The sequence below is a fragment of the Pseudonocardia xinjiangensis genome, assembly GCF_050948425.1.
In the GTDB taxonomy this organism is placed as follows: Bacteria; Actinomycetota; Actinomycetes; order Mycobacteriales; family Pseudonocardiaceae; genus Pseudonocardia; species Pseudonocardia xinjiangensis.
Genome location: NZ_CP192009.1, coordinates 4,884,378 through 4,907,148, shown reverse-complemented (window position 1 = coordinate 4,907,148; position 22,771 = coordinate 4,884,378). Strand labels below are relative to the sequence as shown.

Genomic DNA, 22,771 nt, shown 5'->3' with positions numbered 1-22,771 from the left:
GTGATCGGGCATGTTCGACGTAGGTCGGGAGGAGTCACAGCGTGAGGGCGAAAGAGCAACATCCGGGCAAAGAAAAGGTCGCGCCCAAGCGGCAGACGCCGCAGCGAGCCGACGTCGATCACGTCGGCGCCACGTCTCCGTTGCTCTCTCCGCACAACATCGTGCAACTCCAGCGTTCCAGCGGCAATCAGGCGGTCAACCAGCTGATCGCTCAAAGAATGGACGAGGACGGAGCTGAAAGCGCCCCCACCGTTCTCACGGGTGTCGAGGTCACCCAGGGCAATGGCAAGGGCAAGGTCATCAGCGCCACCGATACCTCGAAGACGCTGTCCACCACGGACATGGGGCCGTGTGTCGCTGTCTGCGGATACAACGGACAGATCGCCTTCATGATCCACAGCGACTCCACGGGGACCGGCGGAAAGGGCCGCATCGACCTGATCACCGGCTTGCGGGCGTTGGTCGGCGGCATCGGCCAGGGAGCCGGCTTCACGCTCACCCTGATCGGGGGCTCCGTGCAGGGCACGATGCAGTACCTCAAGAGGGAGGGGCACCTGCCCGACGCCCAGATCGTCGAGGGCGGGGAAGCCGATGGGGCCTACATCACCTGGAACGGGATGGTGGCCCCCAACAAGAGAAGGCTGGCCGGGAAGATGAACGTGCCTGAAGTAAAGGTCACATTCGAAGAGTAGTACGACGAGCGCCTGTCGATCCGGCGACCCCGAAAACTGCTTGCTCGCTCCGGCTACCGTCATGACTGTCCGTTCCGATGTGCCGCCGGCACACAAGAAGAGGCAGGATCGTGGCCACAGCCGTACTCACCTCGCAGGCGGAGAACTTCCCCGCCTGGTACCAGGATGTCGTTGCTCGCGCCGAGTTGGCCGACAACGGTCCGGTTCGAGGGACCATGGTCATCCGACCGTGGGGCTACGCGATCTGGGAACTCATGCAGGCCGACATGGATCGTCGGATCAAGGCGACCGGCGCCCAGAACGCCGCGTTCCCGCTGTTCATCCCCATGAGCTTCCTGGAGAAGGAGAAGCAGCACGTCGAGGGTTTCTCCCCCGAACTGGCCGTGGTCACCCACGGCGGCGGGGAGCAGCTCGCCGAGCCGCTGGTGGTGCGCCCCACCTCCGAGACGGTCATCAACCATTACTTCGCCAAATGGGTTCAGTCCCATCGCGACCTGCCGCTGATGATCAACCTCTGGAACAACGTGGTCCGCTGGGAGCTGCGGCCGCGGCTGTTCCTGCGTACCACCGAGTTTCTCTGGCAGGAGGGCCACACCGTCCACGCCACCTATGACGACGCGGTTGCGGAGACCCGGCGCATGCTGGAGGTCTACCAGCGGTTCATGGAGGAGACGCTGGCGATCTCGGTCGCGGTGGGAGAGAAGTCGCCTGATGAGCGCTTCGCCGGTGCCGACCACACCTTCACCTGCGAGGCGCTGATGCGCGACGGCAAGGCGCTCCAGATGGGCACCAGTCACAACCTCGGCCACAGCTTCGCGCGTGCCTTCGACATCCGGTACCTGGACGCGGGCGGCCACCGCCGGCACGCCGCCACCACCTCCTGGGGCACGTCCACCCGGATGATCGGCGGGGTGATCATGGTCCACGGCGACGACCACGGGCTGCGCCTGCCCCCGTCGATCGCGCCGCACCAGGTGGTGGTCATGCAGCTGGGAGAGGAGAACGAGGTCGCAGAGGCGACCGAGCGCATCGTCGCGGAGCTGCGCGCCGCCGGCGTCCGCGCGCACGCCGACACGCGTGCCCACACCTCGTTCGGCCGGCGCACTGTCGACTGGGAGCTGAAGGGCGTCCCCGTCCGGATCGAGGTGGGTGCGCGGGAGCTGGCCGCCGGGCAGGCCACCGTGGTCCGGCGCGACACCCGTACCAAGCGTCCGGTGCCGCTGGACGGGGCCGCACGGGCCGCCGAAGGCCTGCTCGAGGAGATTCAGCGGACGCTGTTCGAGGACTCCCGCACCTTCCGCGAACAGCACACCCATCCCGTCACCGACCTCGACGAGCTCACGCAGCGCGTCGGCGACGGAGGGCTGTACCTCGCCGCCTGGTCCGGCGCGGAGGGGTCGGAGCGCGCGCTCAGCGAGGGCACCGGTGCCACGATCCGATGCATCGTCGACGCGGACCCGCCCGCACCCACGTGCCTGATGACGGGAGAGCCCGCGAAGTACACGGTCCTGATCGGGCGGGCCTACTAGAGAGGGCAGTTCGGAGCCATAGTGTCTGACGGCTCGTTGAACAGCGCTATGGCTCCGGAGTGCTCCGGGCCAGCCGGGCCGCGAGGCCGTCCAGGTGGCGGGTCACGGCGTGGTCCAGCAGGGCGTCCAGGTCCTGCACCCCCTCGGGCGCGACGGCGGCCAGTCTCGGGTAGCGGCCGGAGGCCATGAGGGCGCGCACCTCGTCGTCGAGCGTGACCCACCACTGGTCGTTGGCCATCCCGGTCTCCCGCTCGGCCCGCATCTCCGCTGCCGCGGTGGCGGCGAGGCCGCGGACGATGGCGGGCAGGGTGAGCGCCTCCCGCGTCTTCTCGATGGAGGTCAGGGGCAGCCCGTCGAGCGCCCGCAACGTCCACTCGGTGTGGGCCATCGCCTCCGGCGCGAGCAGTGGCCTGGTCAGGGAGATCAGCTCGGGCAGCCACGGGTGCCTGCGGTACGCCGCCCATTCCACGCGGCTCACCAGCTCCAGCTTCGCGCGCCACCCGGGCGGCCCCGGCTCGGGCAGCCGATGCGCACGGAACACGGCCCGGACGAGCAGGTGCTCCAGCTCCTCGCGCCCGGACAGGTGCCGGTACAACGACATCGGGCCGACGCCGAGCTCGGCGGCGAGCCGGCGCATCGACACGGCGTCCAGGCCCTCCGCGTCGGCCACCGCGATGCCGGTGGCCACGATCCGCTCCGTCGTGAGCGCCCGGTCCGGTGCGCGCCCGGCGCGCCGCGACGGTTCCCGGGCGCGCACGACCGTGCCCGACCCCGGCCGGGTGACCACCAGCCCCTCGTCCCGCAGGACCGCGAGAGCCCTCGTGGCCGTGGCCATGGCGACGCCGAAGTCGCGAACCACCTGACGGGTGGACGGCACGCGGTCACCGGGACGGAGGGCGCCCGACGTGATGCGGTGGCGGATGGCCGCGGCTACCCGAAGGTATGGCCGCTCGCTCTCCTCGACTGGCGACACAGCCCAACTGTACTAGTACGAACGGGCCCGGAACGACGGCAAAGCGTGCTTTCCCCACCTCGACGGGTCGGGTCAACCGGTGCAATGCGAAAGTGCACTGCTGAGATCATGTCTTGGTTGGCGGCACTCATACGGTGTACGCATGACAACGACAACCGTCGGCCGCGATACCGCGGTCGGCGTTCTGGTCGTGGCGTTCGCCGACGATCCCGTGCTGCGCCGGCTCCTTCCCGGCAGCTTGCGATGCGCAGGAGCAGAGGTCGCATGAGCCTGTTGACGGACACGTCGTCCATTACTGCGCACGTGCGGTCGTGGCACCGCCCATTGATGATCATGGTGGCTGTGATGGCCGTGCTCGTCGTCGTCGCGAGCGTCGGTCTGGTCGCCGACGGTCGCGCGCTCATGGCGCAGTCGATCTGGTCGAAGCCGTTGAAGTTCGGGGTGTCGTTCGTCATCTACGGCGCAACACTCGCCTGGCTGTTGCCGAAACTCCGCAGGGCACGGCGCACGATGTGGACCCTCGGAACGGTCTTCGCTGTCATGGGAGTGGACGACGTCGGATTCATCGCGGTGCAGGCCGCTCGCGGCACCTACCGTCATTGGGCGACTCTGGCCATCGCAGCTGCTCGCCGCAGCGAGGTGGCACCCGCGGACGCGCGCTCACCGACCAGCGGGTGTTGATCTGTCCCTGCGCACGTATCGCCAGGAAAGTGTGCGCGCAGCCGTTTGGGCCGGCGGTCGGTGATGGCGGACGCTCGGAACGGATCCGCGGTGGACTCGACGAGGAGGACCCGGTGCTCTGGAGATCTCGTGCGTCGAGGATGTGCGCCGCGCTAGCGGCCGCGGTCGTCCTGGCTGCCTGTGGGGCGGTCGGCGCCAACCAGGGCGGTGAGGACGGTCGGCCTCCGCTGCAGGCCATGCGCCCCTACGGCGGCGACCCGGCCACCGAGGGGGAGCCCCGCCGCGGCGGCACCCTGGTCATCGGCAACGACCGCGAGGTCGTGAGCTTCGACCCGACCGTGCAGAACGGCAACGCGGTGGCGATGGCGGTGTACGACCTGCTGCTGCGGCTGACGCCCGAGGGCGAGGCCGAGCCGTACCTCGCCAAGTCGATGGAGACCACCGACGACGGACGCACCTGGGTGATGGGCCTGCGCGAGGGGGTGCTGTTCTCTGACGGGACGCCGCTGGACGCCAACGCGGTGATCGTCAACACCCAGCGGCACATCGACGCGCCCGCCTCGCCCGCGGCCGTGTACGCGAAGCAGATCACCGCGATAAGGGCTCTCGATCCGCTCACCGTCGAGTTCACACTGGCGGCGCCGCTCGGCGACTTCCCGGTGGTGTTCACCGGGTCGATCTTCGCGGGGACCCTGGGGATGATCATCTCGCCTGCCGCACTCGCGCAGTACGGCGACGACATCGGCAACAACCCGGTCGGGGCGGGCCCGTTCAAGGTCACGAGCTGGCAGCGGGACAACCGGATGGAGCTCACCCGCAACGAGCACTACTGGCAGCCGGGCCTGCCGCGCCTGGACGGGCTGGAGTTCCGGCCGCTGTCGGACACCGAGACCCGGTACGCCTCGATGGTCAACGGAGACGTGGACCTGATCTACGGCGGCTACAACACCGAGCTGGTCCGGGCCTACGTCGACCCGAAGTTCACCGTCTACTACGGGCCGGGAAGCGCAGGGTTCTTCTTCACCTTCAACTTCGCCCGCACGCCGTTCGACGACCGCCGCATGCGGGAAGCGGCCGTGCGCGCGATCGACCTGCGTGCCCTGGCCGCGAGCCAGTACGGCAACCAACTGGTCGGCTCGGACAGCCTGTTCGAGGCTCGGAGCCCGTACCACACCGAGGCCGCGTCGGACCTCTGGCCGGAGTACGACCCGGAGCAGGCCCGTCGGCTCGTGCAGGAGTACGTGGCGGACGGCGGCAGTCCGCATATCACCTTCACGACCAGCCGCAGTGAGGTCTCGCTCGGCGAGTTCGTGCAGGCGCAGCTGACTGCCGTCGGAATGCAGGTCGACGTGGAGTTCTTCGACCTGGCCGAGTTCACGTCCCGGGTGCTGCAGGGCGGTGACTTCCAGCTGATCAGCAACCTCGCCCCGGTGGACTATCCGTTCCCGGCCATCGCGCGCCTGCTGGGAACGAACGGCGCGATCAACTTCGGGAAGTACTCCAACCCGGAGGTGGACCGGCTGCTCGACGAGGCTTCGTCCACCCTGGACGCCGGCGTGAAGACGAAGGCGTACCAGGAGGTCGAGCGGCTGGTCAACGAGGACATCGCGCTGCTGTTCCTCAGCCGCAGCTACGCGTCGACGATCACGAAACCGGAGGTGAAGGGGATCGACCGGACTATCGGCCGTGACATCTTCTTCGCCACGACGTGGCTGGACCGGTGAGCAGGGGTGCCGGTCACGTGGGCTCAGCCCTGGCCTGCTCCCTGCTCAGGAGGCGCCGACGCACTCGCCCGCCTGCACGACATGGCGGATGCGCCGCGGGTCGGCCAGCAACCCGACGTCCTCCAGTGGATCGCCGTCGAGTACGAGCAGGTCGGCGTGCGCGCCCGGCGTGAGCGTGCCGATCTCGCCTGCCATGCCGACGAGTTCGGCCGCGTTCACCGTGGCCGCGCGGATCACCTCGATCGGCTTCTGCACCTCGCTGCGCAACCGGAACTCGTGGCTCTGGTGGCGCTGCATGCCGCCGAGGAGGTCGCTGCCGTAGACGAGCTTCACGCCGCCGCGGGCCGCCCGTTCCAGCGCCTGGAGGCCCGCACCGAGCACGTCGTCGACCTTATGCCAGCTGCGCTCCGGTAGGCCGTGGGACATGCCTTCCTCCTTGAGCGCCCAGTACGTCACCAGCGTCGGCACGAGGTAGGCCTTGTGCTCCACGAGCAGTTCCACGCTGCGGTCGTCGAGCAGGTTTCCGTGCTCGATCGACCGCACGCCTGCCTCCAGCGCCCTGTTGACCGCGCGTGCGGTGTAGGCGTGCGCAGCGACGTAGCGGTTGGCTGCCCCCGCCTCCTCGACGATCGCCCGCAGCTCGTCCATCGAGTACTGGGTGGAGTCGACGCGGTCGGTGAGGGAGCTGACCCCGCCCGAGGCCATCACCTTGATGTGATGGGCGCCCTTGCGGAGCTCGTCGCGCGCCGCCGCGCGGACGGCGTCCACGCCGTCGGCGACGCGGCCGAGGCCCGCGCAGCAGGAGTGGCTGTCATATGCGGTCATGCCGCGATTGCGCGCGTCGCCGTGACCGCCGGTCTGGCTCAACGCCTTGCCGCAGAACAGCAGGCGCGGCCCCCGGATCAGGCCCTCTGCCTGCGCGTCGGCCAGCCCGTAGTCGGCGCCTGAGGCGTCCCGGACGGTGGTGAAGCCGCGGTCGAGCATCTGTCCCATCGTGCGAGCGCTGTGCGCGGCGACGTAGGACGGTGACTGGGAGGACAGGGACCCGAGGTCGGCGGTGGACGCCGCGGTGACGTGGACGTGCGCGTCGACCAGGCCGGGTACGACCACGGCACCGCCCACGTCGAGCACGCGGGCGTCGCGGGCGGTCAGGCCGGGACCGGCCTCGACGACGCGGCCGTCCTCGCAACGCAGGTCACCCTCGGTGTAGTCGCCAGTGCTCGCGTCGAGGATCACGGCGTTGCGCACCAGCAGGCTCACGTGCGGCTTCCCTGGATGGACAGGCGGTCGACCAGCTCGCGCAGCGAGGATGCGGCGAGCGGGGCGAGGGAACTCGCCACGATGATCGACTCGTCGTCGTAGCTGCCCTCGGCGTCGAGGATGTTGAGCACGCCGAGAACCTCGTCGTCCTCGCCGAGGACGGGCACGTTGAGGACCGAGCCGCAGTGCAGGCTCTCGATCAGCTCGTGGTCGGCGAAGATCTCGCGAACCGCGGCGGGATTCGGGCCGAAGTAGGGTTCTTTGGCCTCGATACAGCGGTCGAGCCAGCCCGCAGCGACCTCGACGGTCTTCTCCCCGCCGACGGGATACTGCTCGGGGTGACTGCTGTGGGCGCGATGCAGCGCGCGCCGGTCCGGGATCCAGGCCAGCACGGTGAACAACCGCACACCGATTGACTCCCTGACTTTCTCCTCGAGCTCCTCGAGTGTGCACTTCTCGGTCACTTCTGCATCCTTTCTGCGGTGTCGGCGAGCGCGTTCTGCTCGGTGAGGTCCTCCAGGCTCCGGCCTGCGGTGGACAGCCCGAACACCATGACGCACACGACGCCGACGGTGAGGACGGCGGTGGTCATGCCGAACACGCCGGCGAATCCGAGGCTGGCGGCGGTCAGCCCGATGATCGTGGGTGCGAGGATGCTGCCGACGCGACCGAACGCGCTTGCCAGGCCGGTTCCGGTCGCGCGGATCCAGGTGGGGAACACCTCGGGGGTGTAGGAGTAGACGCCGGCGTAGGTGCCGTTGAGGAAGAACGACAGCACCGCGCCCGCGACCGTGATCGCCACCGGATCGTCCATCTGGGACAGCCAGAACGCGCTGACCGCCGAGCCGGCGAGGTAGATCGCGATCGTGTTCTTGCGGTCCAGCTTCTCCGACAACCAGGCAGCGGAGAAGTACCCGGGGATCTGCGCGAGATAGATGATGAGCGAGAACTCGAAGCTCTTGGTCACCGTGATCCCGCGCTGCACGAGCAGCGTGGGTATCCACGAGAAGAAGCCGTAGTAGGAGAACGTGATCACGAACCAGACCAGCCAGATGATCGCGGTGCGCCGGGCCATGGCCGGGGCCCAGAGGAACTTCATGGCGCTGACCAGGGTCACCTTCGGCGTGGCGACCACCGGACGTGCGGCGGCGGCATCCGCAACAGGCGGCAGCGGACGTCCGGTGGCCTTCTCGACCCGCCGTTCGAGATCGGCGACCACCGCCTCGGCCTCGGCGTGACGCCCGCTCTGAAGCAGGTAGCGGGGCGACTCCGGAAGCACGCGCCGCCACCACAGCAGCATCACGATCGGCAGCGCGGTGATCAGCTGGGCGATCCGCCAGCCGTCGTCGAACGTGGGCACCACGAAGCGGCCGATCAGCGCGGCCATGACGAACCCGAAGGAGAAGAACCCGGCCAGCGCTCCGACGAACCAGCCGCGCCGCGCCGCGGGGACGAACTCCGACAGGAACGGCGCGATGATCGCGCTCTCGGCGCCTGCTCCCGCCCCCGCCAGCACCCGGGCCGCCAGGAACACCTCGTAGTTGGGGGCGAATGCGCCGAGCACGGAGAACACGGCGTAGAAGCCCAGCGCGTACAGCATGACCTTCTTGCGGCCGATCCGGTCGCCGAGCAAGCCCGCGAGGGTCGCGCCGAAGAGGAACCCGAACGGGGTCGCCGACCCGATGAGCCCGAGGTGGGCGTTGTCGAGGTTCCAGACCTGCTGGGTGCTCGGCAGCAGGAAGGCGACGACAGCCGAGTCCATGCCGTCGAAGGTGTAGCCGAGCCCACCGATCACCAGCAGGCCGTAGTGCGGGCGGCTCAGCGGGAGCCTGTCCAGGCGGGCCAACAAGGCCATGCAGCACCTTCCCGATCGAGGGAACGACAGAACGAATCTCAGCAAACTATGCTGCAGGTCAAGCAAGATGCAACGACTGTTGCAGATCTTCCGCGTTACGACTGCGTAGCGTCTTCCCGCGGTCGAAGGAGAGGGGCAGGTTGACCGAGCACGTGCCGGATGACGGCTTCGAGGACTGGCTGCGCGACCGGGTGCCCGAGCGCGGGCTGCGTTCGAAGGCGGCGGCGGTGCTGGAGGTCCTGCTGTCCCAGCCGCGCAGAGCGTCGTTCGGCTCGACGGTCGAGCTGGCCCAGCTCGCGGGCGTCAACACCGCGACGGTGACCCGCACCGCGCAGGCACTCGGCTTCGCCGGGTGGCCTGCGCTCCAACAGGAACTGCGCGCCCGGTACCTGTCCTCGCTCAGCGCCCCCGAGGTTGCTGCCGAGCACCACGGCGTGAGGTCACCCGGCTCGGCGTCACTGCGCCGTGACCTCGACAGCATGGCGCTGCTCACCCGGCGGTTCGACGAGGCGGCCGTCCGGACCATCGCCGAGGCGGTGGCGGCCGCCCGCCGCACCATCGTGGTCGCCGATGGCAGCTTCGCGGCCGTCGGCGTCGCGTTCGCGCACAACGCGCGGCTCGCCGGCTACGACGTAGCTGCCGTGACGTCCGGGGACGCAGGACTGGCCAACGCGATCGCGGCGAGCCGCTCGGGGGACGTGCTGATCGCGATCAGCTTCTGGCGGCTGTACGAGAGCACCGTTCTCGCGGCGAGCGAGGCCCGGGCGCGCGGCGTCCGCGTGTTCGCGGTGACAGATGTGGCGAGCCCGGCACTGGCGGGAGCGGCGGAGGAAGTGGTGATGGTCCCGGCGGAGGGCGTCGCGTTCTTCCCGTCGCTGACGGCCGGCATCGCCGTGGTGCAGGCCATGGTCGCGCAGCTGGCCGCGGTCGATCCGGCGCGTACCAGCGCATCCATCGAAGCAGCCGAGGGCATGTGGTCGAAGTTCGGCCTGCTGCACCACCGTCCATCCCGCCCGGCTCCCTCGGGACGCGTCGAGGTCGACCGCGAGCCGAACCGAGAGCGCAGCCCCGGCAGTGAACCGGAGGGAGGAGAACCGTGTTCGACTGCTACGACGCCCTGAGCTTCGACTGCTACGGCACTCTGATCGACTGGGAGGCCGGCATCGCCGCGATCCTCGGCCCGTGGGCACGTCGTTTCGACACGGCGTCGTCCGACGAGCGGGTGCTCACCGCCTACGCCGACGAGGAGGCCAGGATCGTCCGGGAACGGCCGACGACGTTGTATCCCGACGTGCTGGCCGATGCATTCCGCGCCACCGGGGCGAAGCTCGGCTACCCGGTCGCCGACGCCGAGGCGGAGCGGCTCGGATCGTCGGTGCCGGAATGGCCCGCCTTCCCGGATTCCCATGACGCGCTCGTGTCACTGGCCGATCGGTTCGAGCTCATCATCCTGTCCAACGTGGACAACGCGAGCTTCGAGGGGAGCCGTCGGCGGCTCGACGTCGACTTCGACCACGTCATCACGGCACAGGACGTGGGAACCTACAAGCCGGCGCCGCGCAACTTCGACGTACTGACCCGGTACGCGCACAGCAGGGGACTGCGGTTGTTGCACGTCGCGCAGAGCCTCTTCCACGACCACGTGCCCGCGAAACGGGCGGGACTGCCCGGCGTCTGGATCAACCGGCGACACGATCGCCCGGGCTGGGGGGCAACCCCGGAGCCCGGGGAGAGTGTCGCTCCGGAATGGGAGTATCCGTCGATGGCTGCTTTCGCGCAGGTGGCGAGCGGCCACCGGCGTGACCGCGCTGCGCCGGCCGACTGAACACGGCTCCGTCTGCGAGCAACCCCGCCGGCCACCACCCGTTCCGTCGGCGTCGATGACGACGTCGATGCGAGGTTGATGGCGACGAACCGCAATGCGGGTAACCACGGCCCGACGGCGCCGCGCTACCAGGGTCACCGGGTGGGCCCGTAGGGGGTGTGGCGGGGGTCCGCAATGTCGACAAGGATGGCGGAACCGCCTGAAGGAAGGAGGCCGGCATGGTGGACATCAACTGCGACATGGGCGAGGCATTCAGCATCTATCGCTGCGGCGACGACGAGGGGCTGATGCCGTGGATCACGGTGGCCAACGTGGCCTGCGGGTTCCACGCCTCGGATCCGCGCGTGATGCAGCAGACCGTGGCGCTGGCCAAAGAGCACGGCGTCCGGGTCGGAGCGCATCCGTCGTTGCCCGACCGCGAGGGCTTCGGCCGTCGTGAGATGAAGCTGGACCACGACGAGCTCACCGCGGCGGTCGTCTACCAGGTCGGCGCCTTGTCGGGCTTCCTTCGTGGCCAGGGCATGGAGCTCAACCACATCAAGGCGCACGGCGCCCTGTACGGGATGGCGGCGCGCGACCCGGAGGTCGCCGAGGCTCTCGCCGACGCCGCCGACATCTTCGGCGTGCCGCTCATGGGCATGGCGGGCACGGTGCACGAGCAGGTCTGGGGTGCGCGGAGCGCGGGATTCATCTCCGAGTACTACGCCGACCTCGACTACCGCCCCGACGGCTCGCTCATCATCACGCGCGTCCACCAGCCGTTCGACCCGGCCGCCTCGGCGCGAGGAGCGGTGCGCGCGGTGACCGATGGGGTCGCCACGGCCGCCGACGGCACCGAGATCCCGGTGCGTGCCGACTGCGTCTGCGTGCACTCCGACACCCCGAACGCCGTGGACGTCGCCAAGGCCGTCCACGAAGCCCTACGCCCCCACATGTCAGCCTGAGAGGAGCCCCATGGCCCGGCACGAGGTCGTCTCGCCGATACCCGGCGTGTTCTACCGGAGGCCCGACCCCGACAGCGACCCGTTCGCCGCCGAGGGCCAGACCGTCGGCGCGGACGACACCGTCTGCCTGGTCGAGGTCATGAAGTCCTTCCACCAGGTGTCCGCGGGTGCGGCGGGCACGGTCGTGGAGTTCCTCGTGGAGAACGAGGACGTCGTCGATGCCGGCCAGCCGGTGGCGGTCATCGAGTCGTCCTCGGACGGGCAGGGGTGAAGCGTCTCCTCGTCGCCAACCGCGGCGAGATCGCGGTCCGCATCGTGCGCGCTGCTCGGGACCTGGGCATCTCCACGGTGGCGGTGCACAGCACCGCCGACACGAACGCGCTGCACGTCCGGCTGGCCGATGCCGCTGTCGAGATCGGGCCGCCGCCCGCGGGGAAGAGCTACCTGCTCGCCGACGCCATCCTCGACGCGGCCACGGAGACCGGTGCCGATGCCGTGCATCCCGGCTACGGCTTCCTCTCCGAGCGGGCGTCGTTCGCCGCGGCGGTCGCCGGCGCGGGCCTGGCCTTCGTCGGGCCGTCGGCTGCGGTGATCGAGCAGATGGGCGACAAGGTGCGTGCCCGCCAGGTGGCCGCAGCAGCCGGTGTCCCGACCGTGCCCGGCACCCCGGGCGGAGTCGCGGACGTCGACGCCGCGGTCGCCGCGGCCGCCGAGATCGGCTACCCGATCATGCTCAAGGCCGCGGCGGGCGGCGGCGGGCGTGGCATCCGGGTCGTCGCGGACGAGGCCGGCCTGCGCTCGGCGTTCCCCGCGGCGTCGAAGGAGGCCGCCAGCGCGTTCGGCGATGGCGCGATGTACCTGGAGCGCTTCCTCCGCCGCGCCCGGCACGTCGAGGTGCAGGTGCTCGGAGACGGGCACGACGTCGTGCACCTGTTCGAACGCGAGTGCTCGCTCCAGCGGCGCAGGCAGAAGGTCGTGGAGGAGGCCGTCGCCCCCGGCATCGACGACGGCGTTCGGCAGGCCATGACGGCGGCGGCCGTGCGGCTGGCCGGGGAGGTGGGCTACACGAGCGCGGGCACTGCCGAGTTCCTCGTCGACGACGACACCGGGGAGTTCTTCTTCATCGAGATGAACACCCGGATCCAGGTGGAACACCCGACCACCGAGCTGATTACCGGCGTCGACCTCGTGGCCGAGCAGCTCCGGATCGCCGCGGGGGAGCGGCTGCGGTTCGCGCAGGACGAGATCGTCGCGCGCGGGTCGGCGATCGAGTTCCGCGTGTGCGCCGAGGACCCCGAGAAGGACTTCCTGCCCTCGCCCGGCAAGGTCGAACGGCTGGTGCTGCCCGCCGGGCCGTGGGTGCGCGTCGACACGTGGCTGGAGCCCGGCGCCACGGTCCCGCCCTTCTACGACTCGCTACTGGCCAAGGTGGTCGTCTGGGGTGAGGACCGGGAGACCGCGATTCGCCGTGGGCGCCGTGCGTTGGGGGAGTTCGCCCTGGACGGCGTGCCGACCACCGCGGCGCTGGGCGCGGAGATCCTCGGCGAGGACTGGTTCGCCGCGGCGGACTTCCACACCGGCGCGCTGGAGCAGTGGTTGGCCGAGCGGAAAGAGGCAGCAACGTGAACGTGACGGTGACGGACGTGCAGGCCGCCCGCTACAGCTGGGGCGGCGACGAGTTCGTGTTCGTGGAGCTGGCCGAGGAGATGAGCCTGCAGGCCAACTTCCGGGTCATGGCCATCACGAAGGCGCTGCGCGAGATCCGCCCCGAGGGCGTGCTGGAGATCTGCCCGGCCAACGCGTCCTACCAGGTGCGCTACGACCCGGACGTGCTCGAGCCACGGAAGCTGCTGGGGCTGCTGCAGGACCTCGAGAAGCAGGTCGGCGACGCGCACGACCTCGCGCTGCCCACCCGGGTCGTCGAGATACCGGTGTTCTACCGCGACCCGTGGACCACCGAGACGCAGATGCGCTTCCGCGACCGCCACCAGGACCCGGACGCCACCGACATCGAGTACGCGGCACGGATCAACGGCTACTCGACGGTGGAGGAGTTCATCGACGCCCACGCCGGCTCGCCGTGGTTCGTCTCCATGGTCGGGTTCGTGGCCGGGCTGCCGTTCAAGTTCCAGATGGTGCCCCGGGAGCGGGCGATCATCGTGCCCAAGTACCTACGCCCGCGTACCGACACCCCGAAGCAGACCGTGGGCTACGGCGGCTGCTTCGCCTGCATCTACTCGGTGCGCGGCGCGGGCGGCTACCAGATGTTCGGCATCACCCCGGCGCCGATCTACGACCCCACCCAGCAGCTGCCCGACTTCACCGACTTCATGGTGTTCTTCCGACCCGGCGACATCGTGAAGTACACCCCGATCGACCGCGAGCAGTACGACGCGCACGTCGCCGAGGTCGAGGCGGGGACGTTCCGGATCCGGACGGCCCCGGCGGAGTTCGCGCTGCAGGAGTTCCTCGACGACCCCGACGGCTACAACGCCCGGCTGCTGGAGGTGCTGCGGTGATCGAGGTACGCAAGCCCGGCCTGTCCACGACCGTCCAGGACGCCGGCCGCACCGGGTACTACGACGTCGGCATCCCGCCATCAGGTGCCCTCGACCAGTACGCGCTGCGTGCAGCGAACCTGCTGGTCGGCAACCCGGCGGGTGCCGCGGCGCTGGAGATCGTCTACATGGGACCGGAGCTGGCGTTCGAGGCGCCCGCCGTCGTCGCGGTGGTGGGCGCGAGCATGACCCCGCGTATCAACGGCGAGGAGCGGCCGCTGTGGGAGTCGTTTCCCGTGGCAGCGGGCGACGTGCTCGACTTCGGCTACCTGACGGCGGGCGCGCGCGCCTACCTCGCCGTCTCGGGCGGGATCGACGTGCCCCAGGTTCTCGGCAGCCGCTCCACCTACGGCCTCGGCGCCCTCGGGGGCTTCGCGGGCCGCCCCCTGCAGACCGGCGACAAGCTCCCCGTCGGCGCATCGTCTGGCGCGACGCCGGGACGCAGCGTGCCACTCGACCTGCGGCGGTCCTACTCCAAGGACGTGGAGGTCCGCGTGATGATGGGCCTCTACGACCACCGACTCACCGCCGCGGGCCGGGAGAGCTTCCTCGGCGTCACGTGGACGCTCACGCCGGTGGCCGACCGCATCGGCTTTCGCTACAAGGGTGCCGAGCTGGAGACCGTCGAGCGGGAGGCCCCGTTCGGTGCGGGGCAGGACCCGTCCAACATCGTGGACGCGCCGTACCCGATCGGCTCCATCCAGGTGCCTGGCAGCGTCGAGCCGATCATCCTGCATCGCGACGCGGTGTCGGGCGGCGGCTACATGATGGTGGCCACCGTCCTGTCCGGCGACCTCGACATGGTTGCGCAGTCGGCTCCCAACACCCGCACCCGGTTCGTCGCGGTCGACCTGGACGGCGCCCTCGCCGCTCGGGCCGACTACCGAGCGCGCACCGGCCGGTTGACCGAGGCCCTTCAGGGGGACCGGTCGTGAGAGCGAGCCTGACCACCGTGGCGGCATGGTCCGTCGGGCACGGGTCCGCAACGCCGGCTCCCGCCGGGCCACGCGCAGGCCGTGCGCGTCGAGTCCACCTCCGATGAACGCGCTGCGGCTGCGGCGCGCTACCGGCGTTCACACCCGACGTCACTGCGTCAAGCCACGAGGCGGGGCTGGATCTTGCGGCCGGCCTGGCTGAGGCTGGCACGGCAGGCCGTCAACAGCCGGGCGGTGGCGGCGCTACTGCCCAGGTTGCACTGTGGGCATCGCATCGTCACCGTGCGTGCGAGTTCGTCCACCGCAACGGTCAGCTCCGCTGCGCAGTCACGACACCAGCGGTGTCGCGTGACCGGGTTGACGTGAACCGGTGAAGAGACGCACTGGTGGATCCACCGGCCGTGCACGTGGCATGTGAGCCGATCGTCGGGGTCGAGCCGGCCGGCGTCCTCCGCCTGGTCCTCCGCGGACAGCCAGTGTGCCAAGTCATGATCGGTCGAGCTGCGCACCTGACCACGGGGCTCCCGCTGGTTCATGCCGCCGACCTCCCCACCATCACCACCGATTCCGCCACCGACGAGGAGCGGGACCGGTTTCCGCTTCATACGAGCAGCATCGCGGTCACACCCACTCCTGCGCATCACCGCCAGCGGTCGTCATCGTCAGGTGCTGACGGGCGTCCTCGGGGTGATGCTGGCAGGTATCCGAGGTGGGGCAGGACCGGATCGGCTCGCGCGGGGCTCCCGAGTGGGGGAACCCGTGCCGGGCTGCCCGTCGCGTTCGGGTTCTCCTGAGGCGCGCTGCCGTCGACCACCGAAACGGGTTCCATGGCTTCGTCCTCACTCGTGATGTTGGGTGCTGCCACACCGGACGAACACGAGATGCCGGCGACCCGATCCGTGCGGCCGTGCTGCCGGGCCGTCCAGGTCACGAGACGACTCAACTGCACTAGTACGTATTGGTGATGGAACGGCGGCGAGCTCGCGTTTCCCACCCGGATCGATCGGGCTTACTGGTGCACTACGGGAAGTGCACTGCTCGTACTCGCGTCGTCATCGACGCTGCTCATACGGTGTACGCATGCCGACGACAACTCCCGACTGCGAGGCCGCGGTGCGCGCCCTGGTGGCGGCGTTCGCCGAGGATCCCGTGGCGCGGTGGCTCCTTCCCGGCGGCGCGGCCGAGCGGGTGTTCCGTCCGGTCGTGCAGCAGTCGGCGGCGCTCGGCGAGCTCGCCGTCTCCGCCGACGGAGCGGCCGTCGCCGTCTGGCTGCCGCGGGGAGCGGAGCCGCCCGTATCCGACGTGGAGTCGCTCCCGGACCACCTCGTGCGGCTGCGCACCTTCATGACCCTGACCGAGCGGCGGCACCCGAGCGGCCGCGCGCACCTCTACCTCGTGTTCCTCGGCGTCCGGCCCGACGCGCAGGGCCGCGGGCTCGGCGGGGCGCTGCTGCGTGACCGCCTCTCCCGGGCCGACGACGCCCGGGTGCCCGCCTACCTCGAGGCGAGCTCGCCCCGCAACCTGCCGCTCTACGAGCGCCACGGGTTCCGCGTCACCGGCGATCCGATCACCCTGCCCGACGGTCCGCCGCTGTGGCCCATGTGGCGCGACCCCCGTCCCTGAACCCCACCCGAACCGGAGGAACCATGCCCGTCACCACCGAGACCGTCGCCGGCAGCAGCACCGACTTCCTGGCCGTGCGGCACGTCACCGCGTCCGGCAGCCAGGTCGAGATCGGCCGCGCGCTCGCAGCTCAGGCCCGGCAGGCCTACGACTGGACGCCGGTCCCCGCCGACCGGGTCAAGGCCCGCGCCCGCCGCGCCTGGTTCGCCCGGCACTGGCCCCAGCACCTGGAGCGGATGCAGGGCGCGGCGGAGGCGCTCGGTCTCGACCTCGAGGCCGACGAGGTGTACCTGGACGGCCTCACCGGCATCCCGACCGGATCGGCCTGCTCGGCGAGCTACTACCCGCCGGCGAGCACGGTCGACGGGCGCGCGGTGCTCGGCCGGAACTACGACTTCTTCACCACGAGCGCGACGGCGCTGTTCGCGCTGCTCGCCGGCGCCCCGGCCCCGGACGGGAACGAGCCACCGATGTCCTCCCGGCCGCACGTGCTCACGAGCGTGCCGGACGGCGGACCGGCCACCACCGTGCTCAGCATGAACGAGCTGGACGGCTGCATGGAGGGCATCAACGAGCACGGGCTCGCGGTGGCCCTGCTGATCGCCGACGCCGAGTCCGCGTCCGGTCCGGTGGACGCCGGCCCGCAGGTCGGGGTCTCCAGCGTCCAGCTGCCGCGCTTCCTGCTCGACACCTGCGCGACGGCCGCCGAGGCGGTGGACGCGCTGCTCGGCGCCAAGCAGTACGACCTGGGCACCCCGCTGCACTACCTCGTGGCCGACCGCTCGGGGGACGCCTTCGTCTGGGAGCGTGGTCCGGGCGGTGACGAGCACGTCGTCCGGGCCGCCGGCGGCGCGCTCTGCGTGACCAACCACCTCCTGCACCGCCACCGCGACCCGGCTGACCTCCCAGTGGACAACGCGGAGACGATGCTGACCTACCAGCGCTACCGCACGATCTCCGAGCGCTCGGCGGGCGAGGGCCTGTCCGGGGACCGGATGCGCGAGGCTCTCGACGCGGTGCGCGTCGACGCCACAACCGACACGGGATACCCCGTCCGGACGGTCTGGCGCACCGTGTTCGACCTGGAGCTGGGCACGATGGCGACGCAGTTCTACCTGGGCGACGCGGCGGACGGCGCGCCGCGCTACAGCCCCGAGCTGGAGTTCGCGGTGGCCGTCCCGGCAGCCGTGCTGGGCGAGCGCTAGTCGTCGTGGGGCCCGAGCGACGTGATCGTCCGGCGTGGGGGCATCTCGGTGCGGAAGAGGTCGTCGAAGACCCGGGCGCGGTCGAAGGCCATGGCGTGCTCACGGCCGCGCCGCTCCAGGGAGCGGCGCTCGTGCTCCGACATCTCCAGCACCACGCGGTCCAGCGCCGCCGTCAGGGCCGGGACGTTGCCGGCTTCCACGATGACGGCGGCGTCGCCGACGGCCTCTCCGGAGCCGCCGGTCAGCGCGGTGATCACGGGCCCTCCGCCGGCCAGCAGCTTCTCCGCCAGCGCGATGCCGAACGTCTCGACGAAGTCCGGCTCCTCCTTGGTGGGCAGGGCGTAGGTGGCGCAGCCGTGCATCAGCAGTGGCTTCTCGTCGTCGTCGACGTCGGTGAGGAAGACGATGCGGTCGTCGTCGCCCGCCAGCTCCCGGACCTCGGCCAGTGCCGGGCCGGTGCCTGCGACGACGAGCTTGACCTGCTCCCGGGCCCGCGACGCTGCGTAGGCCGCCACCAGGTCGTGGATGCCCTTCGCCCTGGTCACCCGGGACAGGAACAGCACATAGCCGTCGCGGTGCAGGCCGCGCCGGGCGAGCGCGGCGTCCACCGCCTGCGGATCGAGGTCGAGGTAGGCCGAGGTGTCGATCGGCGGGTAGCTGACGGTCACCCTGGCGCGGCACTGCTGGGCGAACAGGGTGCCGCAGTGCCGGTCGACGTCCTCGGCGGAGGCGACGATCTGCTCGCGGGTGTACTCGGAGACCGCCACGACCTCGTCGTGGGCCAGGTAGGTGGTCAGCGTCGTGATGGCGGCGCCGAACCGCTGCTCGCGCAGGCTGGAGCGGATGACGTTGGTGATGTCCGATCCCACCGCCTTGGCGATCGTGTGGACGTCGGTGAGGACGCCGGCCGCGTCCGCCGCCGTCACGGCGTCCATGACGACGTTCGCGTGCGGCGCCAGGTACATCGACAGGCACGTGGTCGGTACCGGTTCGGCGAGCAGCTCGACGAGCCGCCCGGTGAGACCGGCCAGGTGCCGGCCGTCCGGCACCCGGTAGTCGCCGACGGGTTCCGGGCGCTCCACGGTGATCCCGGCGCTGTAGGGCTGCAGCCGGTCCAGCGGCTTGAGCGGCAGCCCGGCGGCCTGCAGCGTCGCGATCGGCCACGTCAACAGGCGCACGTCGTCGAACCCCCGGGTCAGTGCCACCTCGGCGAGGTTGCGGGCCTCGCCGGAGTGGCCGCAGATCACCGGGTCCGCGCGCACGACGATGACGAGCCGCCGCTCGGGACGCTCTACGCCCTCGTTGCCTCCGGTCGGCAGTCGGACAGCGAGGGAGGGCGGGCCGAGCGTCCCCATGGGGACGGCTCCGGGCCGAGCTCCACGTGCAGGACGCCGCCGCGGTACACGTCCGCCGCGCTGATGTGGGTTGTCTCGCATGGCCGTCCGTTCAGCGTCGCCGACTGCACGTACTGGGTGGGGGGTGTCGTCTCGGCGCCGTCGGCGCCGATCGGCGTATCTCGGTGCCCGGTGGTCTCGATGACGAACTCGCCGCCGGCAACCCTGAGCGCGGCCCGGGAGAAGGCCGGCGTGTTGACCAGGAACAGGCTCTGGCCCGCCACCGGGAACAGCCCCAGCGAGGCCCAGACGTACCACGAGCTGAGCCCACCGGAGTCGTCGTTGCCCGGCAGCCCACCGGCGCCGGTGCCGAACTGCCAGGTCAGGGCGGCGTTCACGAGCTCGGCGGTCCGGTCGGGGCGTCCCGCGTAGTGGTAGGCCCACGGCGCCTCCATGTCCGGTTCGTTGTTCAGCCCCTCGAACCGGTTGAGGGCGTAGCCCGCGGCCATCGTGGTGGGCGAGGGACGCCGGCCGGGCTGGGTGACGGGGCCTGCGCCGAAGCCGAAGAACGCGTCGAGCATGGCGACGAACGCGTCGTCGCCGCCTGCCATGGCGACCCGCGCCCGCATGTCGTGCAGCAGCCGGAACGAGTAGTTCCACTTGCCGCCCTCGTAGAACTCCGAGTCGCGCAGCAGGCCGGTGGAGGAGTCGAACGCGTTCACCCAGAGCCGGCTCCGCGCGTCCAGCTCGTCGGCCAGCCTCTTGTCGCCCAGTGCCCGGGCGATCCGGGCCGTGCACTGGTGTGCATAGGCGAGGTCGAGCGTGTGCGAGATGGGGTAGGCCACGCCGTGCTCGAAGAAGTCCTCGCCGTAGAGGCGTCGCAGGTCGGCCTCCATGTGCACGAGCGCCCAGCTCCAGTCCAGGTCGCCGATCCCGGCGGCGTGGCCGTCGGCCAGCGCGGTGTGGGCGAGCGCGCTGGCCTGCCGGAAGAACCGGTCCGCGCCGCGGGCCATCCGGTACCCGATGGGGAAGTTGCCCTCCTCCTCGCAGACCCGGATCAACGACTCCAGCAGGTCGGCGGCCCGGTCGGGCGTGATCGCCATCATCAGCGGGATCTGGGTCTTGTAGATGTCCCACATCGTGCAGACGTCGAACGCGAACGGGCCCGACGCCGGCCAGAACGGGCTCTCGTCGTCGCCGAAGCACGGCTTGATCAGCGAGTGGTAGAGCGCCGTGGTGAGCACCGTCCGCCGCGCGGGCGTGCCGCCGTCCACCCGGACGCGGTCGAGGTGGTCGGCCCACCGTGCGGTGGTCCGGGTCCTGACGTCGTCGAAGGACTGTTCCCCCTCGCCGCACTCGCGCCGCAGGTTCTCCCGGGCCTGGTCGCAGCCGCGCAGGGAGAAACCGAGCCGCACCTCGACCGCCTGGCCCGCGAGCGAGCGGCCCATGAACAGCAGCCCGAAGGGGCGCAGCGTGGTCTGCCGGATGCTGTCGAAGTCGAGCCGGGTGCCGCCCTCGACGAGCCGGCGGTCGTACCAGAGCATCTGCCGCCAGTTCGGGCTGTGGACCTCGACGTACACCGACAGGGGCACGCCCTCCATCACGACCGTGCCCTGCGCCCGGCCGTGCCCGAGGCTCTCCACGTGGGCGCGCAGGGGGACCGTCCGGCCGTGCTCGATGGCGAGGCCGCCGCACGACAGGTCGAGCACCAGACGGGCGCTGCTGCTCGCGGGGAACGTGTAGCGATGAACGGCGGTCTTCTCGCCCACCGTGAGCTCGCACCGGATGCCGGTGTCCAGGGTGGCGGCGTAGTACCCGGCCGCGGCCGTCTCGTCCTGCAGCGGCCACGCCTCCCCGAGGTCGTCCAGTGGCTGCACCATCGGCGTGACCCGCACGTAGTTGTAGTACTTGCGGATCGCGCCGGTGCCGGACTGCTGGAAGTGCGTGAAGCCCGACGCCTGGAGGGACTCGAGCATCTCCTCGGGCACGCCCTCGGTGCTCTTCGCGTAGCGCCCGTAACCGGTGGGGTACGCCCCCGAGTAGGCGCACGCCGACACCATGCCCAGCGGCGACGTGGCGCCGGGGTGGGTGTTGCCGACCTGCGGCTTGGGGGACCACCAGGTCGCTGCGAGACCGCTCGCGGGAGGCAGGCTCGTCGCGGCGGTCCCGATGAAGGGGTCGACGTCGTGAAGGATGGCCAGAGTATGGATGGCGGGTGCGACCTGGAGGTTGCGCCGGTGTGAACTCGCCGCCCGCCTCGAAGTGTCCGAAATGGACCGAATGTCACCAGTCGTGCACGGTCCCGTCCCGCAGCCGGTTCACCGGGAGGTAGGCGGGCCGGTACTCGAACCGCGCCGCGGCCGCGCGGTCCACGGTGACGCCGAGGCCGGGCGTCTCGCCGGGGTGCAGGTAGCCGTCCCGGAACGTGTAGGAGTGCGGGAACACCTCGTAGGTCTGCGCGCTGTGCGGCATGAACTCCTGGATGCCGAAGTTGTGGATCGCCAGGTCGAGGTGCAGCCCGGCGGCCATTCCGACGGGGGAGATGTCGGTGGGGCCGTGGATGCCGGACTTGATCTGGTACTGCGCGGCGAGGTCGAACAGCTTGCGCATGGCCGTGACGCCGCCGGCGTGCGTGACCGCCGAGCGGACGTAGTCGATCAGCTGCTCGCGGATCAGCGTCTGGTAGTCGACCACCGAGTTGAAGACCTCGCCGATCGCCAGCGGGGTGGTGGTGTGCCGGCGGACCAGCCGCAGGCCGTCCTGGTTCTCCGCCGGTGTGCAGTCCTCCAGCCAGAACAGGTCGTAGGGCTCGAGCGCCTTCCCCAGCTTCGCCGCCTGGATCGGCGTGAGCCGGTGGTGCACGTCGTGCAGCAGCGGCAGTTCGGGGCCGAACTCGTTGCGCACCGCCTCGAACACCGTCGGCAGGTGGCGCAGGTAGGCCTGGGTGTCCCAGATCTCCTCCGGCGGCTGCGGGTGGCGGCCGTCCCCGGACGTGCGGTCGGCGGCGTCGGAGATGCCGTAGATCGTCTCCAGCCCCGGCACGCCGGACTGCACCCGGATGGATCGGAAGCCCTGCTCCCGGCGGGCCCGGATCGAGTCGAGCAGCTCCGGCAGGTCGCGCCCGCTCGCGTGCCCGTAGGCGCGGATCCCGCTACGGCTCGCTCCGCCCAGCAGCTGGTACAGCGGCAGCCCCGCCACCTGCGCCTTCAGGTCCCACAGCGCCACGTCCACCGCGGCGATGGCGGCCATGGTCACCGGGCCGCGCCGCCAGTACGCGCCGCGGTAGAGGTACTGCCAGGTGTCCTCGATCCGGTGCGCGTCGCGGCCGATCAGCAGGGGGGCGACGTGGTCGGCGAGGTAGCTCGCCACCGCGAGCTCGCGGCCGTTGAGCGTCGCGTCGCCGTAGCCGGTCAGGCCGTCGTCGGTGGTGATCGCGAGCGTGACGAAGTTGCGTCCCGGGCTGGTGACGATGACGTCCGCTCCGGTGATCCGCATGGGGTTCCTTCCGTGGGGGAGCTGTCGGGGTTCGAGCGTTCAGCGTCCGTGGCCGACGATCAAGCCGCTTGACCGCATCCGGCGGGGCCAGATTGTTAACAATCTCGTTGCCACTGCCGGTGGCGGCCGTTATGGTTA

General features: G+C 70.5%; 22 protein-coding genes. 14 read left to right on the top strand and 8 right to left on the bottom strand.

Annotated features, from left to right (window positions below; translation table 11 throughout):
- The first annotated feature begins 41 nt into the window (after positions 1-41).
- Together ACQPZA_RS23075 and proS are read left to right on the top strand one after the other, a co-directional pair.
- Positions 42-692, top strand: coding sequence for a hypothetical protein (locus tag ACQPZA_RS23075; RefSeq protein ID WP_433273651.1), 651 nt, complete (start codon positions 42-44; stop codon positions 690-692).
- Between the two features lie 110 nt (positions 693-802).
- Positions 803-2,221 carry a proline--tRNA ligase gene (proS, locus tag ACQPZA_RS23070; RefSeq protein WP_433273649.1) on the top strand — a complete coding sequence of 473 codons (1,419 nt, stop codon included), beginning with the start codon at positions 803-805 and terminating at the stop codon, positions 2,219-2,221.
- Positions 2,222-2,267: 46 nt separating this feature from the next.
- On the opposite strand, the gene ACQPZA_RS23065 is transcribed toward proS, so the two are convergent.
- Positions 2,268-3,194 (bottom strand): GntR family transcriptional regulator, encoded by a 927-nt coding sequence (locus ACQPZA_RS23065; protein WP_433273647.1) that lies wholly within the window; start codon positions 3,192-3,194, stop codon positions 2,268-2,270.
- 142 nt (positions 3,195-3,336) lie between these two features.
- Here ACQPZA_RS23065 and ACQPZA_RS23060 point away from each other — a divergent pair, with 142 nt between their 5' ends.
- From ACQPZA_RS23060 to ACQPZA_RS23050, 3 genes are all read left to right on the top strand, one after another.
- On the top strand, positions 3,337-3,462 hold the full coding sequence (locus ACQPZA_RS23060; RefSeq protein ID WP_433273645.1) for a hypothetical protein: 126 nt from the start codon (positions 3,337-3,339) through the stop codon (positions 3,460-3,462).
- Between the two features lie 77 nt (positions 3,463-3,539).
- Positions 3,540-3,875 carry a hypothetical protein gene (locus ACQPZA_RS23055; protein ID WP_433273643.1) on the top strand — a complete coding sequence of 112 codons (336 nt, stop codon included), beginning with the start codon at positions 3,540-3,542 and terminating at the stop codon, positions 3,873-3,875.
- A 140-nt stretch (positions 3,876-4,015) separates the two neighbouring features.
- Positions 4,016-5,599: an ABC transporter substrate-binding protein gene (locus ACQPZA_RS23050; protein WP_433273641.1), complete on the top strand. Its 1,584-nt coding sequence runs from the start codon at positions 4,016-4,018 to the stop codon at positions 5,597-5,599.
- 45 nt (positions 5,600-5,644) lie between these two features.
- Here ACQPZA_RS23050 and ACQPZA_RS23045 read toward each other — a convergent pair whose 3' ends face one another.
- From ACQPZA_RS23045 to ACQPZA_RS23035, 3 genes are read right to left on the bottom strand one after another with little or no spacing between them, the layout of a single operon-like run.
- Entirely contained in the window at positions 5,645-6,859 is a 1,215-nt protein-coding gene (locus tag ACQPZA_RS23045; protein WP_433273639.1) for an amidohydrolase family protein, read from the bottom strand.
- Complete coding sequence (locus ACQPZA_RS23040) at positions 6,856-7,323, bottom strand: GAF domain-containing protein (RefSeq protein ID WP_433273637.1); 468 nt, start codon at positions 7,321-7,323, stop codon at positions 6,856-6,858. The genes ACQPZA_RS23045 and ACQPZA_RS23040 overlap by 4 nt, the downstream gene beginning before the upstream one ends.
- A complete protein-coding gene (locus tag ACQPZA_RS23035) occupies positions 7,320-8,714 on the bottom strand; it encodes an MFS transporter (RefSeq protein ID WP_433273635.1) in 1,395 nt (464 codons plus the stop codon). The genes ACQPZA_RS23040 and ACQPZA_RS23035 overlap by 4 nt, the downstream gene beginning before the upstream one ends.
- A 140-nt stretch (positions 8,715-8,854) precedes the next feature.
- Between ACQPZA_RS23035 and ACQPZA_RS23030 the strand changes: the two genes are divergently transcribed.
- The 7 genes from ACQPZA_RS23030 to ACQPZA_RS23000 all read left to right on the top strand — a co-directional run bounded on the left by ACQPZA_RS23030 (position 8,855) and on the right by ACQPZA_RS23000 (position 14,976).
- Complete coding sequence (locus ACQPZA_RS23030) at positions 8,855-9,835, top strand: MurR/RpiR family transcriptional regulator (RefSeq protein WP_433273633.1); 981 nt, start codon at positions 8,855-8,857, stop codon at positions 9,833-9,835.
- Positions 9,811-10,539: a haloacid dehalogenase type II gene (locus ACQPZA_RS23025; RefSeq protein WP_433273631.1), complete on the top strand. Its 729-nt coding sequence runs from the start codon at positions 9,811-9,813 to the stop codon at positions 10,537-10,539. Before ACQPZA_RS23030 ends, ACQPZA_RS23025 begins: the two co-directional genes overlap by 25 nt.
- A 218-nt stretch (positions 10,540-10,757) precedes the next feature.
- A complete protein-coding gene (locus tag ACQPZA_RS23020) occupies positions 10,758-11,483 on the top strand; it encodes a LamB/YcsF family protein (protein WP_433273629.1) in 726 nt (241 codons plus the stop codon).
- Between the two features lie 10 nt (positions 11,484-11,493).
- Positions 11,494-11,754 (top strand): acetyl-CoA carboxylase, encoded by a 261-nt coding sequence (locus tag ACQPZA_RS23015; protein WP_433273627.1) that lies wholly within the window; start codon positions 11,494-11,496, stop codon positions 11,752-11,754.
- Entirely contained in the window at positions 11,751-13,109 is a 1,359-nt protein-coding gene (locus ACQPZA_RS23010; RefSeq protein WP_433273625.1) for an acetyl-CoA carboxylase biotin carboxylase subunit, read from the top strand. Before ACQPZA_RS23015 ends, ACQPZA_RS23010 begins: the two co-directional genes overlap by 4 nt.
- Positions 13,106-14,002: a 5-oxoprolinase subunit B family protein gene (locus tag ACQPZA_RS23005; protein WP_433273623.1), complete on the top strand. Its 897-nt coding sequence runs from the start codon at positions 13,106-13,108 to the stop codon at positions 14,000-14,002. Before ACQPZA_RS23010 ends, ACQPZA_RS23005 begins: the two co-directional genes overlap by 4 nt.
- Positions 13,999-14,976, top strand: coding sequence for a biotin-dependent carboxyltransferase family protein (locus tag ACQPZA_RS23000; protein WP_433273621.1), 978 nt, complete (start codon positions 13,999-14,001; stop codon positions 14,974-14,976). Before ACQPZA_RS23005 ends, ACQPZA_RS23000 begins: the two co-directional genes overlap by 4 nt.
- A 158-nt stretch (positions 14,977-15,134) precedes the next feature.
- Here ACQPZA_RS23000 and ACQPZA_RS22995 read toward each other — a convergent pair whose 3' ends face one another.
- Positions 15,135-15,512 carry a hypothetical protein gene (locus ACQPZA_RS22995; protein WP_433273619.1) on the bottom strand — a complete coding sequence of 126 codons (378 nt, stop codon included), beginning with the start codon at positions 15,510-15,512 and terminating at the stop codon, positions 15,135-15,137.
- Between the two features lie 544 nt (positions 15,513-16,056).
- Here ACQPZA_RS22995 and ACQPZA_RS22990 point away from each other — a divergent pair.
- Together ACQPZA_RS22990 and ACQPZA_RS22985 are read left to right on the top strand one after the other, a co-directional pair.
- Entirely contained in the window at positions 16,057-16,599 is a 543-nt protein-coding gene (locus tag ACQPZA_RS22990; protein ID WP_433273617.1) for a GNAT family N-acetyltransferase, read from the top strand.
- 23 nt (positions 16,600-16,622) lie between these two features.
- A complete protein-coding gene (locus ACQPZA_RS22985) occupies positions 16,623-17,804 on the top strand; it encodes a C45 family autoproteolytic acyltransferase/hydolase (RefSeq protein ID WP_433273615.1) in 1,182 nt (393 codons plus the stop codon).
- On the opposite strand, the gene ACQPZA_RS22980 is transcribed toward ACQPZA_RS22985, so the two are convergent.
- From ACQPZA_RS22980 to manD, 3 genes are all read right to left on the bottom strand, one after another.
- The gene (locus ACQPZA_RS22980) at positions 17,801-19,066 is read right to left on the bottom strand and encodes a glycosyltransferase (protein ID WP_433273613.1); all 1,266 of its coding nucleotides are present in this window, start codon (positions 19,064-19,066) and stop codon (positions 17,801-17,803) included. The genes ACQPZA_RS22985 and ACQPZA_RS22980 overlap by 4 nt on opposite strands.
- 29 nt (positions 19,067-19,095) lie before the next feature.
- Positions 19,096-21,309 (bottom strand): GH92 family glycosyl hydrolase, encoded by a 2,214-nt coding sequence (locus ACQPZA_RS22975; protein WP_433282943.1) that lies wholly within the window; start codon positions 21,307-21,309, stop codon positions 19,096-19,098.
- 112 nt (positions 21,310-21,421) lie between these two features.
- A complete protein-coding gene (gene manD / locus ACQPZA_RS22970) occupies positions 21,422-22,633 on the bottom strand; it encodes a D-mannonate dehydratase ManD (RefSeq protein WP_433273611.1) in 1,212 nt (403 codons plus the stop codon).
- Positions 22,634-22,771: the final 138 nt, after the last annotated feature.

What these genes read in the sequence shown, in the direction of transcription:
- ACQPZA_RS23060 (WP_433273645.1), top strand. Translation starts at nt 3,337, where the DNA reads ATGACAACGACAACCGTCGGCCGCGATACCGCGGTCGGCGTTCTGGTC.
- ACQPZA_RS23055 (WP_433273643.1), top strand. Translation starts at nt 3,540, where the DNA reads ATGGCCGTGCTCGTCGTCGTCGCGAGCGTCGGTCTGGTCGCCGACGGT.
- ACQPZA_RS23050 (WP_433273641.1), top strand. Translation starts at nt 4,016, where the DNA reads ATGTGCGCCGCGCTAGCGGCCGCGGTCGTCCTGGCTGCCTGTGGGGCG.
- ACQPZA_RS23035 (WP_433273635.1), bottom strand. Translation starts at nt 8,714, where the DNA reads ATGGCCTTGTTGGCCCGCCTGGACAGGCTCCCGCTGAGCCGCCCGCAC.
- ACQPZA_RS23020 (WP_433273629.1), top strand. Translation starts at nt 10,758, where the DNA reads ATGGTGGACATCAACTGCGACATGGGCGAGGCATTCAGCATCTATCGC.
- ACQPZA_RS23015 (WP_433273627.1), top strand. Translation starts at nt 11,494, where the DNA reads ATGGCCCGGCACGAGGTCGTCTCGCCGATACCCGGCGTGTTCTACCGG.
- ACQPZA_RS22995 (WP_433273619.1), bottom strand. Translation starts at nt 15,512, where the DNA reads ATGAACCAGCGGGAGCCCCGTGGTCAGGTGCGCAGCTCGACCGATCAT.
- ACQPZA_RS22990 (WP_433273617.1), top strand. Translation starts at nt 16,057, where the DNA reads ATGCCGACGACAACTCCCGACTGCGAGGCCGCGGTGCGCGCCCTGGTG.
- ACQPZA_RS22985 (WP_433273615.1), top strand. Translation starts at nt 16,623, where the DNA reads ATGCCCGTCACCACCGAGACCGTCGCCGGCAGCAGCACCGACTTCCTG.
- manD (WP_433273611.1), bottom strand. Translation starts at nt 22,633, where the DNA reads ATGCGGATCACCGGAGCGGACGTCATCGTCACCAGCCCGGGACGCAAC.